The organism is Burkholderia sp. MSMB1826 (assembly GCF_001526325.1).
In the GTDB taxonomy this organism is placed as follows: domain Bacteria; phylum Pseudomonadota; class Gammaproteobacteria; order Burkholderiales; family Burkholderiaceae; genus Burkholderia.
This window is the reverse complement of the sequence record NZ_LOYN01000015.1, coordinates 255,503-271,565: the sequence shown is the minus strand read 5'-3', so window position 1 is coordinate 271,565 and position 16,063 is coordinate 255,503. Positions and strand designations below refer to the sequence as shown.

Genomic DNA, 16,063 nt, shown 5'->3' with positions numbered 1-16,063 from the left:
ACGAGGGCCATCAGACACTTACGTCCGGCGGGGTGGCGCGCCGTGTCGGGCCATTGCCTGGCACGTAGGGCGAACGGCTGTTCCGGCCGTCTGGACTCGCCCCTGATTCCATAGCAGCCCCGGCTCCTTTCTTCCTTTTCCGTTATAGACCGCCTCGGGTGGGCTAGCGGCTCGTTGCGTCCCGCGCGAGCCGGATACCCGATTCGCAGCGGCGCGAAATCGCGTCGTGCCCCGTCGCGCCCGTTTGGTTGAACGTTTGCCCGTCGGCGACGGGCCAGGTTTGTCATCCCTATCTACAAGGAGTCGGGCAATGGTTTCCTCGTCGGTATTGAGCAATCACGTCGATGTTCCGGTCGCCAATGGTTCGCAGGTCGTCGCGTCGCCCGGTGGTCCAGCCAATTTCCTGCTGGCGGCTCACAAGGAGGACGTGGCCAACTACGCGCGTTCCGGGAACGACCTGATCGTCGAATTCAAGGACGGCCGAACGGTGCGCGTGCAGGCGTTCTTCGAAAACGGCGCGGATTATCACAATCTCGTCTTCGTCCAGGACGACGGGCGGTTTCTCGTGCAGTTCGGCCCCGGATTGCAGGCGACCGGCGACGGAATCGTCGATTCGGCGCTCGTCTATGCGCCGATCGGCGACGGGTTGTCGACCGGTGCCCTGCTCGGAATACTCGGCGGCGTCGCCGCGGCCGGCGGCATTGCGGCGGCCGCGGCCAGCGGCGGCGGCGGGGATGGTGGCAGTAGCGGTAGCGGCGGCGGAACGCCGACCGGACCGGCGCGACCGACGATCGACTCGATCGATGGGCAGTCGGTTGGCGGCAACGGCAATGTCGTCACGGGGCGCGCGTCGCCGACGATCGCGGGTTCGGGTGCTCAGCCGAACGCAACGGTGACGATCCAGATCGATGGTCAGACGGTCGGTACGGTGACCGCGGACGCGAACGGGCACTGGTCGTACACGCCCGGTACGTTGCCCGACGGCGCCCATCAGATCACCGTGACGCAGACCGACAGTAGCGGCAATACGAGCGAGCTGGGCACGGTCGGGATCGTGGTGGATACGGTCGTGCCGGAAGCGCCTGCGATTACGGCCGTCAACGACGATGCGCAACATCCGGTTGCGATCGGCGGTGCGACGAACGATACGACGCCGACGTTGAGCGGTACGGCGGAAGCGGGTAGCAGGGTGAGCGTCTATGACGGCACGACGCTGCTGGGGACGACGACGGCGGATTCGTCCGGGAAGTGGACGTTCACGCCGAGCACGGGTTTGGGAGAGGGCGCGCACTCGATCACGGTGACTGCAACGGATACGGCGGGCAACGTGAGCGCGCCGAGCGCGGCATTCGGCTTGACGATCGATACGACGGCGCCGGTGGCGCCGACGGTGAACGCGACGGACGGTACGTCGCTGTCGGGGACGGCGGAAGCGGGCGCGACGGTCAACATCGATACGAATGGCGACGGCACGCCGGATGCAACCGTGACGGCCGACCCGAGCGGCGCATGGACATATACGCCGTCGACCCCGCTGCCGGTCGGCACGGTGATCGGCGTGACGGTCACCGACGCAGCGGGCAATACGGGTCCGTCCGCATCGGTAACGGTGACGGGCGACACGACGGCGCCTGCGGCACCGATCATCGGTACCGTGACGGACGATGTGGGTTCCGTTCTTGGTGCGATCGTATCCGGCGCCAGTACTGATGACGCAACGCCTACGCTTGCTGGCACGGCGGAAGCGGGCAGCACGGTGAGTGTCTACGACGGCACGACGCTGCTGGGTACCACAACAGCGGACCCCTCCGGAAACTGGACCTTCACGCCGAGCACGGGTTTGGGAGAGGGTGCACATGCGATCACGGTGACTGCAACGGATACGGCAGGCAACGTGAGTGCTCCGAGCGCATCGTTCGCGATCACAGTCGATACGACAGCCCCGGCGATTCCGACGGTGAACGCAACGGACGGTACATCGCTGTCGGGCACGGCGGAAGCGGGCGCAACGGTCAACATCGACACGAACGGCGATGGCACACCGGATGCAACCGTGACGGCCGATCCGAGCGGTGCGTGGACGTACACCCCGTCGACCCCGCTGCCGGTTGGGACGGTGATTGGTGTGACGGTCACCGACGCAGCAGGCAATACGGGTCCGTCTGCATCGGTGACGGTGACGGGCGACACGACGGCGCCTGCGGCACCGGTCGTGGTTAGCATCACGGACGATGTGGGTTCCGTTGTTGGCGCGATCGTTTCAGGCGGTAGTACGGATGACGCAACGCCTACTCTTGCTGGCACGGCAGAAGCAGGTAGCACGGTGAGCGTCTATGACGGCACGACACTGCTAGGTACCACGACGGCAGACCCGTCGGGAAACTGGACGTTCACGCCGAGCTCGGGTTTGGGAGAGGGCGCACACTCGATCACGGTGACTGCAACGGACACTGCGGGCAACGTGAGCGCGCCGAGCACGGCATTCAACCTGACGATCGATACGACGGCGCCGGCGATTCCGACAGTGAACGCGACGGACGGTACGTCGCTGTCGGGCACTGCCGAGGCGGGCGCAACGGTCAACATCGACACGAACGGCGACGGTACACCGGATGCCACGGTGACGGCCGATCCGAGCGGCGCGTGGACGTATACGCCGTCGACCCCGCTGCCGGTCGGCACGGTGATTGGGGTGACGGTTACAGATGCGGCAGGCAACACGGGGCCGTCGGCTTCGGTAACGGTGTCGGGGGATACGACGGCGCCTGCGGCCCCGGTCATCGGCACTGTGACGGACGACGTAGGTTCCGTTGTTGGCGCGATCGCTTCTGGAAGCAGTACGGATGATGCGACACCGACATTGAGCGGTACCGCGGAAGCGGGTAGCACGATCAATGTGTATGACGGCACGACACTGCTGGGTACCACGACGGCAGATCCGTCCGGAAACTGGACGTTCACGCCGACCACTGGTTTGGGAGAGGGCGCACACGCAATCACGGTGACTGCAACGGACACGGCAGGCAACGTGAGCCCTCCGAGTGCGACCTTTGACCTGACGATCGATACGACGGCGCCGGCGATTCCGACGGTGAACGCGACGGACGGTACGTCGCTGTCGGGCACGGCGGAAGCGGGCGCAACGGTCAACATCGACACGAATGGCGACGGCACACCGGATGCCACCGTGACGGCCGATCCGAGCGGCGCATGGACGTACACGCCGTCGACCCCGCTGCCGGTCGGCACGGTGATTGGGGTGACGGCCACCGACGCGGCAGGCAATACGGGTCCGTCTGCATCGGTAACGGTGACGGGTGACGTGACGGCACCTGCGGCACCAGTCGTTGTTAGCGTCACGGACGACGTGGGTTCGGTTGCCGGCCTGCTGACGACTGGCGCAACGACGGACGACACGACGCCGACACTCGCTGGCACGGCAGAAGCGGGTAGCACGATCAATGTGTACGACGGCACGACATTGCTGGGCACCACGACGGCAGACCCATCCGGAAACTGGACGTTCACGCCGACCACGGCGCTGGGTGAAGGCGCGCACAGCCTGAGCGTCACCGCAACGGACACCGCAGGCAACGTCAGCGCGCCGAGCACGGCATTCAACCTGACGGTCGACACGACGGCGCCGGCGATTCCGACGGTGAACGCAACGGACGGTACGTCGCTGTCGGGCACGGCCGAGGCAGGCGCAACGGTCAACATCGACACGAATGGCGACGGCACGCCGGACGCGACGGTGACGGCCGATCCGAGCGGCGCGTGGACGTACACGCCGTCGACCCCGCTGCCGGTCGGCACGGTAATCGGCGTGACGGCCACCGACGCAGCAGGCAATACGGGTCCGTCTGCATCGGTGACGGTGACGGGCGACACGACGGCGCCTGCGGCACCGGTCGTCGTTAGTGTCACGGACGACGTGGGTTCCGTTGTTGGTGCGATTACTTCTGGTGGTGCTACTGATGATGCGACACCGACATTGAGCGGTACGGCAGAAGCCGGCAGCACGGTGAGCGTCTATGACGGCACGACGCTGCTGGGCACCACGACGGCAGACCCATCCGGAAACTGGACGTTCACGCCGACCACGGCGCTGGGTGAAGGCGCGCACAGCCTGAGCGTCACCGCAACGGACACCGCAGGCAACGTCAGCGCGCCGAGCACGGCATTCAACCTGACGGTCGACACGACGGCGCCGGCGATTCCGACGGTGAACGCAACAGATGGTACGTCGCTGTCGGGCACGGCCGAGGCAGGCGCAACGGTCAACATCGACACGAATGGCGACGGCACGCCGGACGCGACGGTGACGGCCGATCCGAGCGGCGCGTGGACGTACACGCCATCGACTCCGTTGCCGGTTGGCACGGTGATCGGCGTGACGGCCACTGACGCGGCAGGCAATACGGGTCCGTCTGCATCGGTGACGGTGACGGGCGACACGACGGCGCCTGCGGCACCGGTCGTTGTTAGCGTCACGGATGACGTGGGTTCCGTTGTTGGCGCGATCGTATCCGGCGCCAGTACTGATGACGCAACGCCTACTCTTGCTGGCACGGCGGAAGCAGGCAGCACGGTGAGCGTCTACGACGGCACGACGCTGCTGGGTACCACAACAGCGGACCCCTCCGGAAATTGGACCTTCACGCCGACGACGGCACTGGGTGAAGGCGTCCATAGCCTGACCGTCACCGCAACCGATACTGCAGGCAACGTCAGCGCGCCGAGCACGGCATTCACCCTGACGGTCGACACGACGGCTCCTGCACTGCCGACGGTGAACGCAACGGACGGTACGTCGCTGTCGGGCACGGCGGAAGCGGGCGCAACGGTCAACATCGATACGAATGGCGATGGCACTCCGGACGCCACTGTAACGGCTGACCCGAGCGGCGCATGGACGTATACGCCGTCGACCCCGCTGCCGGTCGGCACGGTGATCGGCGTGACGGCCACCGACGCAGCAGGCAATACGGGTCCGTCTGCATCAGTGACGGTGACGGGCGACACGACGGCGCCTGCGGCACCGATCATCGGTACCGTGACGGACGATGTGGGTTCCGTTCTTGGTGCGATCGTATCCGGCGCCAGTACTGATGACGCAACGCCTACGCTTGCTGGCACGGCGGAAGCGGGCAGCACGGTGAGTGTCTACGACGGCACGACGCTGCTGGGTACCACAACAGCGGACCCTTCCGGAAACTGGACCTTCACGCCGAGCACGGGTTTGGGAGAGGGTGCACACTCGATCACGGTGACTGCAACGGATACGGCAGGCAACGTGAGTGCTCCGAGCGCATCGTTCGCGATCACAGTCGATACGACAGCCCCGGCGATTCCGACGGTGAACGCGACGGACGGAACGTCGCTGTCGGGCACGGCCGAAGCAGGCGCAACGGTCAATATCGATACGAACGGCGACGGCACGCCGGATGCAACCGTGACGGCGGACCCGAGCGGCGCGTGGACGTACACCCCGTCAACCCCGCTGCCGGTCGGCACGGTGATTGGCGTGACGGCCACCGACGCGGCAGGCAATACGGGTCCGTCTGCATCGGTGACGGTGACGGGCGACACGACGGCGCCTGCGACACCGGTCGTGGTTAGCATCACGGACGATGTGGGTTCCGTTGTTGGCGCGATCGTTTCCGGCGGCAGTACGGATGACGCAACGCCTACTCTTGCTGGCACGGCAGAAGCGGGCAGCACGGTGAGCGTCTATGACGGCACGACGCTGCTGGGCACGACGACGGCGGATCCGTCTGGAAACTGGACGTTCACGCCGACCACGGCACTGGGTGAAGGTGCACACAGCCTGAGCGTCACCGCAACGGACACCGCAGGCAACGTCAGCGCACCGAGCACGGCATTCAACCTGACGGTGGACACGACGGCGCCGGCGATTCCGACGGTGAACGCGACGGACGGTACATCGCTGTCGGGCACGGCGGAAGCGGGCGCAACGGTCAACATCGACACGAACGGCGACGGCACGCCGGACGCCACCGTGACGGCCGATCCGAGCGGTGCATGGACGTACACGCCATCGACCCCGCTGCCGATTGGCACGGTGATCGGTGTGACGGCCACCGACGCGGCAGGCAACACCGGCCCGTCCGCATCGGTAACGGTTGCAGACCTGACGGCGCCGGCCGCACCGATCATCGCCACCGTCACGGACGACGTCGGTTCGATCACCGGCCTGCTGACGACTGGTGCTACGACGGACGACACGACCCCGACGCTTGCCGGCACGGCAGAAGCAGGCAGCACGGTGAACGTCTATGACGGCACGCTGCTGCTGGGCACGACGACGGCGGACCCGTCCGGAAACTGGACGTTCACGCCGACCACCGGCCTGGGTGAAGGCGCACACAGCCTGACCGTCACAGCAACGGACACGGCAGGCAACGTCAGCGCGCCGAGCGCGTCGTTCGCGGTCACGGTCGATACGACCGCCCCGACCGCGACGGCCACGCTCACGACCCTGACCGACAACACCGGCGTGCCCAACGACTGGATCACCGGCGACACGACCCCAACGTTGGGCGGCACGCTGAACGCGGCGCTCGGCGCGGGCGAAGTCGTCCAGGTCAGCCTCGACGGCGGCGCACACTGGACCAACGCGACCGTCAGCGGCACGAACTGGACCTGGTATACGCAGGGCGTGTTGTCCGCGGCCGACTACACGGCGACGGTGCGCGTCGTCGATGCGGCGGGCAACCTCGGCCCGACGACCTCGCAGCTCTTCACGATCGATCCGAACGTCGCACCGGTCGTATCGGCGCAGTCGTCGGGGAACCTGCTCGGGATCATCGGCGCGAATCTGCTCAACCTGATCGATTTCAGCACGCAGCAGGCGTTCTCCGCATCGGACTACAACAACAACCTCGATCACGTGACACTGCACTACGGCGGATTGATCGGCCTCGGCGCGCTGCAATTCAACGCGAACCAGGCGCTGGCGAACGAGTTGGGGCTGCACTTCAACGTCGTCAACAACCCCGGGATCCTCGGCTTGATCGGGCCGTCGTCCGACCTGACGATCACGGCGGCCGACGGCGGCACGATCGACAACCTGAAGCTCAACGAGTTTCTCGGTTCGATCACGCTGAACGGCGGGCTGATCAGTATCAGCGCGCTCGACAGCGTGACGATCTCCGCGACCGACAAGACGGGCCTGTCGGCGTCGGCCACGGCCGGTCAGTTGCTGAATGCGAACCTGCTCGGCTCGACGCAGTCGACGTCGATCATCGAGGGTACGTCGGGCAGCGACACCGTCACCGGCACGTCCGGCAACGACCGCCTGTACGGCTACGGCGGCGACGACGTGCTGAACGGCGGCGACGGCAACGACCTGCTGCGCGGCGGTGCCGGCAACGACACGCTCAACGGCGGCAACGGCAACGACATCCTGATCGGCGGCGCCGGTAACGACACGCTGACGGGCGGCGCCGGCACCGACGTGTTCCTGTGGGAAGTCGTCGGCGCGGACAACACCGGCGGCAACGGCCAGGACGTCATCACCGACTTCCAGCTGGCCAGCGGCCCGAACGATACGAGCGGCGACAAGATCGATCTGTCGAAGCTGCTGGTCGGTTACACGGCCGATGCGGACGGCCCCGCGCACTACGTGGACGGCGTGGCCACGATCGATGCGGGTGACACGATCGGGCAGTTCCTGTCGGTGACGAACGTCGGCGCCGATACGGTGATCAGTATCGACCGCGACGGCGCCGGGACGGCGTTCGGTTCCGAAACCCTCGTCACGCTGAACAACGTGACGACCAACCTGGAGACCCTGCTCGCGAACCAGCAGATCATCGTCTGACCGCAGCGCAACGGGGAGGCCGGCCTGCCTCTCCGACACGGCGAGCCCCGTCGCATCGCGACGCGGGCTTGCCCGACGCATATCCATCCCCGCGGCAAGCGGGGTCTGCTTTGCCGGACGGCTCGCCGCCGGCGTCCCGATGATGCTCAAGACAACCGCTCGTTTCAGCTACACCTTGCGTCGCGCCGTTTGCGCGGTGCGTGCCGTTTTCCATCCAGGCCATGTGTTGTTCGCGATCGCGTTGCTCGACACCGCAGCGGCGGCGTTCGCGTCGTCGTCGCCGCTGCCGAGCGGCCGGCTGACCGATTCGTTCGAGACCGCGGCGCGCGCACCGGCCGACACGGTCCATGCGGCCGCGGCGCCGTCAGCGCATTCATCGCCACCCGCGCCGCCCACTCCACCCAAGCCGGTCGCTGCGCCAGTGCAGACGGCGATGGCGACGGCGTCGTTCGTGCCGCTGCCGGCCGGCATGCCCGCTGCCGCACCGCGCCGGCACGTGGCGCCGCCGTTGCCGCCCGCGGACCCGGCGCGGCGCATCGTCCTCGCGAACCTGTCCCGCGCGATGGCGCCGATCGATCCGCAAGCGCCAGTTTCGCCGCTGCATGACGGGATGACGGCAGGGGTGACGACGATCACGCCGGACAGACCGGACGCGTTCGATGTCCCCGCTGCCGGCCGCGTCGAGGATGCCGAGGATGCCGCTGGCGCCTCGGACGAGACGCTGCGCATCGCGCTCGATCGTCTGACGCTGCGCGACGCGGTCGGCGTCGCGATCGCGCGCCATCCCGACATCGGCCGCGCGCATGCGGAAGTGGCGCAAAGCGTGTCGGAGGTCGAGGTCGCGAAGGCGGCCTGGTACCCGAAGATCGACTACGGCGTGCGTCCCGGCTATGGCGGCAGCTTCGGCAGCAACGGCAACCGTACCGGCACGCGCGCATCGATCGGCGTGTCGCAGTTGCTGTACGACTTCGGCCGCACGTCGGGCCGGATTTCCGCGGCGGACGCGACGCGCAGCCAGAAGCAGTATCAGCTGGCCGACACGATCGAGACGGTCGCGTACCAGACGGCGTCGACGTTCGTCGAACTGGCCGCCAGCCAGGACGTCGTCGCCGCCGCGCGGCGCCAGGTCGTCGCGCTGAGCGACACGCGCACGAAGATCCTCGATCGCGTGCGGGCCGGACTATCGGTTTCGTCGGACCGCAACCTGGTCGAACTGGCGATCCTGCATGCGCAGGCGGAAGTGCTGAAGGCCAACACGCGTTTCGACGTCGCCGCCGCGAAGCTCACCGAACTGATCGGCGCGCGCCCGCGGCGCGTGGCGAATCTCGGCGGCACGGTGGATTTCGTCGGCGATCTCGGCTATGCCGGCGGCGACATCGAGCGCACGCCGTCGGTGCTTGCCGCGGCGGCGGCCGTCGATGCGGCCGATGCGCGCGTGCGGGTCGCGCAGTCGGAGCGCTTCCCGTCGATCGGTATCGGCGCGAGCCGTTCGATATCGAGCGGCCGGCCGAACGCCACCAACGACACGTGGATCGGTTTCGCGGTGAGCGGCAATTACTCGCTGGGCGGCCTGGCGAAACACCAGATCGCGGCCGCCGAAGCCGAACTGCGCGCGAACCGCGAAAGCCTCGAGAACCGGCGGCTCGTCACGCGCAGCGCGCTCAAGTCGGCGGAGATCGAAGCGTCGGGCGCCGCGGCGCGCCTGAACAGCTACGAGAAGGTGACCGCGCTGTCGCGGGCGTCGCGCGACCTGTACTGGCAGGAATACATCCTGAACAAGCGTACGTTGACCGATGTCGTGAATCCGGAGCGCGACATCTTCGAATCGGAAGTCGAGTCGATCAACGCACTCGCCGACGGCGCGATTGCGCGCATCAAGGCATACGTGGCAGTCGGCAAGTTCGTCGAATTGCTGCGCGAACACGAGGGGAGTCGTCATGAATGATGCGTTTCGCGCCGGCCGCGATGCCGGCGCCGACGTCGCACGCTGGGCCGACCCGCTGATTTTCGCGGCGCGGCATCTCGGCCTGGCCGTTTCGCCGGAGCAGGTGCGCGGCGCGGCATCGTGGGCGAGCGTCGCGGACCCGGACGCGGCCGTCGTCGAAGTCGCCGCGTCCGCAGGCCTGGCCGCGCAGTTCGTCGCATTGCCGCCGGCACGGCTCACGCCGGCGATGCTGCCGGCGCTCGCCGTGTTCGACGATGCGCATGTCGGTGTGATCGTGTCGGTCGCGGCGGGGCGTGCGGTCGTTCAGTTCGTCTTCGACGGCAAGCCGCTCGAACGCGCGATCGAGCTGGACGCGCCGGCGCCGGCGTGGCCGGCCCGCGTGCTGATCGTCCATGAGCGGGTCGCGCGGCGCGACGAGCGCGTCGACGGCTATCTGTCCGTCAAACCCGACACCTGGCTGCACGATCTGTTCTCGGCGCAATGGAAGGTGTTGCTCGATCTCGGCGCCGGCTCGCTGTTCGGCAATCTGCTCGCGATCGCGACGTCGCTGTTCGCGATGCAGGTGTGGGACCGCGTGGTCCCGGCGCGGGCGACGCATACGCTGTGGGTGCTGGCGTCGGGTGTCGTGCTCGCGCTCGCGCTGGAACTGCTGCTGCGTACCGCGCGCGTGTCGATTGCCGATCATTTCGGCAAGCAGGCGGACCTCAAGCTGTCCGCGATGTTCTTCGCGCGCGTGCTCGACATCCGCAACGACGCGCGGCCGCGCTCGCCGGGCACGCTGGTCGCCCAGCTTCGGGACCTCGAACAGCTGCGCGAGCTGTTGACGTCGAGCACGATGGGCGTGCTGATCGACATCCCGTTCGTCGTCACGTTCCTGTTCATCATCTGGCTGCTCGGCGGGCCGCTCGCGTTCGTGCCGCTCGCGGCGATCCCGCTGCTGATCCTGCCGGGCGTGCTTGCACAGATCCCGCTGGCGAAGCTGTCGAACCGAGGGCTCGAGGAATCGGCGCTGCGCAACGCGATCCTGATGGAAGCGATCTATCGCGCCGAAGACATCAAGGCGTTGCAGGCGGAGCCGCGATTCCGGCAGCTGTGGGCGCATACGAATCGCGTGAATGCCGATATCGGCTTGCAGCAGCGCCGGCTGGCGGGCCTGCTGGTCAATCTCGCGCAGACGGTGCAGCAGCTCGCCTACGCCGGCGTGCTGGTCGCCGGCGTGTACGGCATCCTGGACTCGAGCCTGTCGTTCGGCGCCGTGCTCGCCTGTTCGATCCTGACGAGCCGTACGATCGCGCCGCTGGGGCAGATTCCTGCCGTGCTGTCGCGCATCCAGAACGTACGGGCGGGCAAGAAGGGGCTCGACAACCTGCTCGCGTTGCCGGTCGACCACGATCCGGCGGTCGATGCGTATCACAAGCCGGCGCTCGTCGGCCGATATCGCTTCGAGCAGGTCGGATACAGCTTCGATCCGCAGGAAAGACCCGTGCTCAGTATTCCGAATCTGTCGATCGAGCCCGGCGAGCGGGTCGCGATTCTCGGCCGGGTCGGCGCGGGAAAGTCGACGCTGCTGAGGCTGTTCGGCGGGCTCGCGACGCCGGTGCAGGGGCGCATCCTGTTCAACGACACGCCGATGCCCCTGATCGACGTCGCCGATGTCCGCCGCGACGTCGGGATGCTGCTGCAGGAATCGAGCCTCTTCTACGGCACGCTGCGAGAGAACCTGCTGATCGCGAATCCGCTCGCCAGCGACGACGCGATGCTCGCCGCGATGAAGGTCGCGTGCGCGGACCAGTTGCTGCTGCGGCAGCCGCACGGCCTCGACATGAAGCTGCGCGAAAGCGGCCTTGGCCTGTCCGGCGGCCAGAAGCAGGCGCTGATGCTGGCCCGCGTGATTCTGCGCTCGCCGAACGTGTTGCTGCTCGACGAGCCGACCGCCTCGCTCGACGAGGCGACCGAGCGGGCGATCGTCGAGCGCCTGCAGCAATGGCTGGGCAATCGCACGTTGATCGTGGCGACGCATCGTTATCCGGTGCTGTCGATCGTCGATCGCATCATCGTGCTCGATGGCGGACGCGTGGTGCGCGACGGTCCGAAAGACGAGGTGCTGGCCGCGCTGCGCGGCGCCGGCACGCCGGCGGCCGGCGGCTCGCGTCCGGTGGCGGCGCAGATGGCGGGAGAGGCGCAATGAGCGATTTTCCGTGGTCGGCGCACCGCGTGCGCGAAGCGGCACCCGCCCGGCGGATGCTGTGGCTGATCGTCGCCGCGCTGACGATCTTCCTCGTGTGGTCCGTGTTCGCGAACCTCGACGAAGTCGCGGTCGGCGAAGCCAAGGTCACGCCGGCATCGAAAGGGCAGGTCATCCAGAGTCTCGAAGGCGGCATCCTGCTGGAGCTGGCGGTGCGCGAGGGCGACGTCGTCGACGCGGGCCAGCGGCTCGCGACGCTCGATCCGGTGCTCGCGCGCGCGTCGATGGAGGAAACGCTCGAGCGGATCACCGCATTGCAGGGCCGCGCCGCGCGGCTGTATGCGGAGATGAACGACCTGCCCGGCATCGACTTCCCGGCGGAACTCGCGAACGAGAAGGCCGTGACCGCGCGCGAGCGTCAGTTGTTCGTCGCCAACCGGCGCGCGTTTCACGAAAACGTCGCCAACCTGCGCGAACAGTTGCGCCTCGCCGAGGACGAGCTCCGGATTGCGTTGCCGCTGCTGAAAACCGGCGCGACCAACGAGGTGGAAGTGCTCCGGCTGCGTCAGAAGGCCGCCGAATTCTCGACGAAGCTCGCGGCGGCGCAGAGCGAGTACTACGTCGCGCTGAAAGCCGACTACTCGAAGACGATGGCCGATCTCGAACCGTTGCTCAAGGTTCGCGAAGGCCGTGCCGATCAATTGCGACGAACCGTGATTCGCGCGCCGGCGCGCGGCATCGTGAAGGATATCCGCGTGTCGACGGTCGGCGGCGTGATTCCGCCGGGCGGCATGCTGATGGAAATCGTGCCGCTCGACGATCAGTTGCTGATCGAGGCGCGCCTCAGCCCTCGCGACATCGCGTTCGTTCATCCGGGGCAGGACGCGACCGTGAAGATCACGGCGTTCGAATCGTCGATCTACGGCTCGCTGCCAGCGAAGGTCGAGCGGATTTCGCCCGACACGATCGAAGACCAGGTCGACCGGCGTGTGTACTACTACCGCGTCTACGTGCTCACGCAGCATGCGTATCTGGAAACCCGCGACGGCAAGCGGCATCCAATCCTGCCGGGCATGGTCGCGACCGCCGAGATCCGCACCGGGCGCCGCACCGTGTTCGACTACCTCGTCAAGCCGCTGAACCGGGCCGCCGAGGCGTTGCGCGAACGCTAGTGCGCCGGGCGCGGCACGATCATGCGTGCGGCGCCGAATCGCTGCCAGCGGTGGGCGCAACCCGGGTCCCGTTAGCTTGCCCCAGCGCGTTGAACCCGAGCGATGCCACGCTGCCGCCGGTCAGTCATCGCGACCGGCGCCGTACCTGGGCGGTGTCGGCGCCGACACCGGCCGATTACCCAACCGGTCGAGCACCGCCTTCCAGTCGAACGGCAGCAGCGCGTGGTAGTCGAGGCCGCGGGCAGCCATCCTGTCGATGAATCCGTCCTGCACGCGAGCGCATGCCTCGCTCATCTCCGGCGCAACGCCGCCTTCGCGCAGCGTGTCGCACACTTCGCGCATCTCGGCCGCGCGCCGGCGGCCATGCTCGGCGACGCGGCCGATCAGGTAGCCGGGCAGGTCGGGCCGCGTCGCGAACGTGTCGAAGGTCTGCCGCAGCGACGCGAGCACCAGCGCGTCCGCACCATACGCGTGGGCCGCGCTCAGGCATTCGACGGTGAGCGCCTCGATTCCCTTGATCATCACGCTGCGGCACATTTTCGCGGCCGATGCGGCGCCCACGCGTGTCGACACGGCCTGTGCAGCGAAGCCGAGCGTGGTCAGCTCGCGTGCGACCGCATCGGCCGACGGACCGGCCAGCAGCATCGGCACTGCGAGGCCGTGCGGCGGCACGGGCGCCATCACCGCCGCTTCGACGTAATGGCCGCCGGCGGCTTCGATCAGCTGCTGGCCGTGCTGCTTCAGTGCCGGCGATACCGAGTTGAGGTCGATGAACGTCTGGTCCGCCCGGATGTGCGCGGCGACCGCGGCGGCGACTTCCGCGTCGGACGATGCCGTCACGGCCGACACGATCCATTGCGCGTCGCGGATCGCGGCGGCGACCGTCGACGCGGCTTCGACATGCACGCGCGTGGCCTTGTCGCGCATCGCGCTCGCCGTCCTTGCATCGTCGAGCTGCCGGTCGTACATCGTCACGCGGACGTTGCGCGCGGCGAGTGCGCCTCCGAGCAGGCTGCCCGCTTCGCCGAAACCGATGAACGCTATCGTCGGGTCGATCATGCGTGTCGCTCCTGATGAAGGTGAGGCGCGGGCTGGGCGTCCGGTATCGCGACGCGTGATGGCAGCGTCGCGCTTCGGCCGGCAGCCGCAGCGTATATCGACCGAATTGTGCGGCAACGCATGGGGTGGGTGCGATGCGAATCCGGCGCGGCAGCCATGCGCTTTCGTTATCGCGCAGCGGCCGTAGCGTGCGGCGTGCGCGCGACTTCGGTCGCGACCACACGGATCGCATCGATCAACGCGCGTGCCGCCGGCGACGGTGGGCTGCCGGTGCGTGTCATCAGGCCAATGTCGCGGGCCGTTTCGCGCATCGGCACGTCGAGCACGGCCAGCAACCCCGCGTCGCATTCGTAGCGCAGTTGCTGCGCGGACAGCACCGCGAGCATGTCGCTATGCAGCAGCAGGCCGCGAATCACCGCGAGATCGGCACTTTCGACCGTCGGCATCGGCGGCTTGAGTTTCATGCGCCGGAACAGCGATTCGAACAGCCCGCGCGCGGGCGAGTGGCTGCGCGGCAGGATCCATTGCGCGCCGGCGAGGCTCGCGAGCCCGAGGTTCCGGACGCCGGCGAGCGGATGATCGTGCCGCGCGAGCACGACGAGGTTCTCGGACATCAGCCGCTCGTTTTCGAGGTCGCTCGCCGGATCGCTCGTGCGCAACGCACCGAGGATGAAGTCGACGTCGCCCGCGCGCACGCCGGCAACGAGCGCCTCGTAGGCGCTTTCGTCGGTGATCACGCGCACCTTCGGAAACCGCGTGACGACGCGCGCGACCGCTTCGGGCAGTATCAGCGTGCGGCCGAGCGGCAGCGCACCGACGGTCACGATGCCCTGGATGCTGCCGTGCAGCGCGGCGACGTCGTCCGCGACGTGCCGCAGTTCGTTCAGCGCGCGCCGCACGTGCAGCAGGAACGTCTCGCCGTCGGCCGTCAGCAGCAGGCCGCGCGGATGTCGATGGAACAGCGCGAAACCCGCGCCGCTCTCGAGAATCCTGATCGCGCTGCTGACGGCCGGCTGCGTGACGCCGAGCGCACGCGCGGCGCTCGGCATGTGCCGGTGCCGTGCGAGCGTCGAGAACAGCTGGAGCCGCCGCGTGTTGAGCAGGTACGCGGGCAGGCCGCTGTCGGGTGACGCGCGGCGGCGCGACTGGCGCAGCGCACACCAGTTCGCGAGCGCGCCAAGTTCGGCGATCACGCGCTCGCCGCGCTTGAGCACCGCACGACCGACCGGCGTTGCGAGCATGCCGGACGGCTTGCGATCGAACAACGCCGCGCCGACGGCCGTTTCGAGTTCCTGCACCGCGCGCGTGACGGCCGACTGCGCGCGAAAGAGCGTCGCGGCGGCGCGGCTCACGCTGCCCGTCTCGGCAACGCGCCGCACCGCGTACAGGCAGGCAAGATTCGGAAGTTCGGTGTTGTCCATGGGCGTTCGGGCAGTGTGCGTCGCCGTACGGTCCGCGCAGGCGATGCAGCGGGTTGAACGACTTTACCGGAACGGTGGCCGCGCAGCTTGCGTCGTGCTTGTCGATCCATCTATTTTATTTATCGGCTGCGAATCGCCGGGCGACCGGTTGCGGCGCATGCGCCGCCGAACGCCGACGCGTGCGCGCCATATCCGGTGGGCTTCCGAGCCATCGGAGGCGCGATTCGCATGCAGGTTGAAAGCCTGCCGGATAGGCGGCCTCCCCAAAATATAAGGGTTTGCCCTGACTGTGTTGCATCGCCTGCGCCTGAGTAATTTCAATCCCGGGCGCCGCAAGCACGCGGTTGCCGGCACATCGGACCGCCATCTGATTCATTGTTCGTCCGATCACGAAAAGGGGCTGGCGTGCGGCGCGGCACCTGCAACTACGAGCGA

At 67.8% G+C, this 16,063-nt stretch carries 6 protein-coding genes; 4 read left to right on the top strand and 2 right to left on the bottom strand.

What is annotated here, in order from left to right:
• Positions 1-310 precede the first annotated feature (310 nt).
• The 4 genes from WS95_RS08140 (at position 311) to WS95_RS08120 (ending at position 13,148) form a co-directional block, all read left to right on the top strand.
• Positions 311-7,846, top strand: coding sequence for an Ig-like domain-containing protein (locus WS95_RS08140; RefSeq protein ID WP_059823228.1), 7,536 nt, complete (start codon positions 311-313; stop codon positions 7,844-7,846).
• Positions 7,847-8,279: 433 nt separating this feature from the next.
• Positions 8,280-9,791 (top strand): TolC family protein, encoded by a 1,512-nt coding sequence (locus tag WS95_RS08130; protein WP_257139680.1) that lies wholly within the window; start codon positions 8,280-8,282, stop codon positions 9,789-9,791.
• Positions 9,784-11,979: a type I secretion system permease/ATPase gene (locus WS95_RS08125; RefSeq protein WP_059823226.1), complete on the top strand. Its 2,196-nt coding sequence runs from the start codon at positions 9,784-9,786 to the stop codon at positions 11,977-11,979. The genes WS95_RS08130 and WS95_RS08125 overlap by 8 nt, the downstream gene beginning before the upstream one ends.
• Complete coding sequence (locus tag WS95_RS08120) at positions 11,976-13,148, top strand: HlyD family efflux transporter periplasmic adaptor subunit (protein ID WP_059823224.1); 1,173 nt, start codon at positions 11,976-11,978, stop codon at positions 13,146-13,148. The genes WS95_RS08125 and WS95_RS08120 overlap by 4 nt, the downstream gene beginning before the upstream one ends.
• A gap of 120 nt (positions 13,149-13,268) precedes the next feature.
• Here WS95_RS08120 and WS95_RS08115 read toward each other — a convergent pair whose 3' ends face one another.
• Complete coding sequence (locus tag WS95_RS08115) at positions 13,269-14,207, bottom strand: NAD(P)-dependent oxidoreductase (protein WP_059823222.1); 939 nt, start codon at positions 14,205-14,207, stop codon at positions 13,269-13,271.
• Between the two features lie 167 nt (positions 14,208-14,374).
• Positions 14,375-15,628 (bottom strand): LysR family transcriptional regulator, encoded by a 1,254-nt coding sequence (locus tag WS95_RS08110; protein ID WP_034204391.1) that lies wholly within the window; start codon positions 15,626-15,628, stop codon positions 14,375-14,377.
• Positions 15,629-16,063: the final 435 nt, after the last annotated feature.

Coding starts and splice junctions, on each gene's coding strand:
- WS95_RS08125 (WP_059823226.1), top strand. CDS start 9,784: ATGAATGATGCGTTTCGCGCCGGCCGCGATGCCGGCGCCGACGTCGCA.
- WS95_RS08115 (WP_059823222.1), bottom strand. CDS start 14,207: ATGATCGACCCGACGATAGCGTTCATCGGTTTCGGCGAAGCGGGCAGC.
- WS95_RS08110 (WP_034204391.1), bottom strand. CDS start 15,628: ATGGACAACACCGAACTTCCGAATCTTGCCTGCCTGTACGCGGTGCGG.
- WS95_RS08140 (WP_059823228.1), top strand. CDS start 311: ATGGTTTCCTCGTCGGTATTGAGCAATCACGTCGATGTTCCGGTCGCC.
- WS95_RS08120 (WP_059823224.1), top strand. CDS start 11,976: ATGAGCGATTTTCCGTGGTCGGCGCACCGCGTGCGCGAAGCGGCACCC.
- WS95_RS08130 (WP_257139680.1), top strand. CDS start 8,280: ATGGCGACGGCGTCGTTCGTGCCGCTGCCGGCCGGCATGCCCGCTGCC.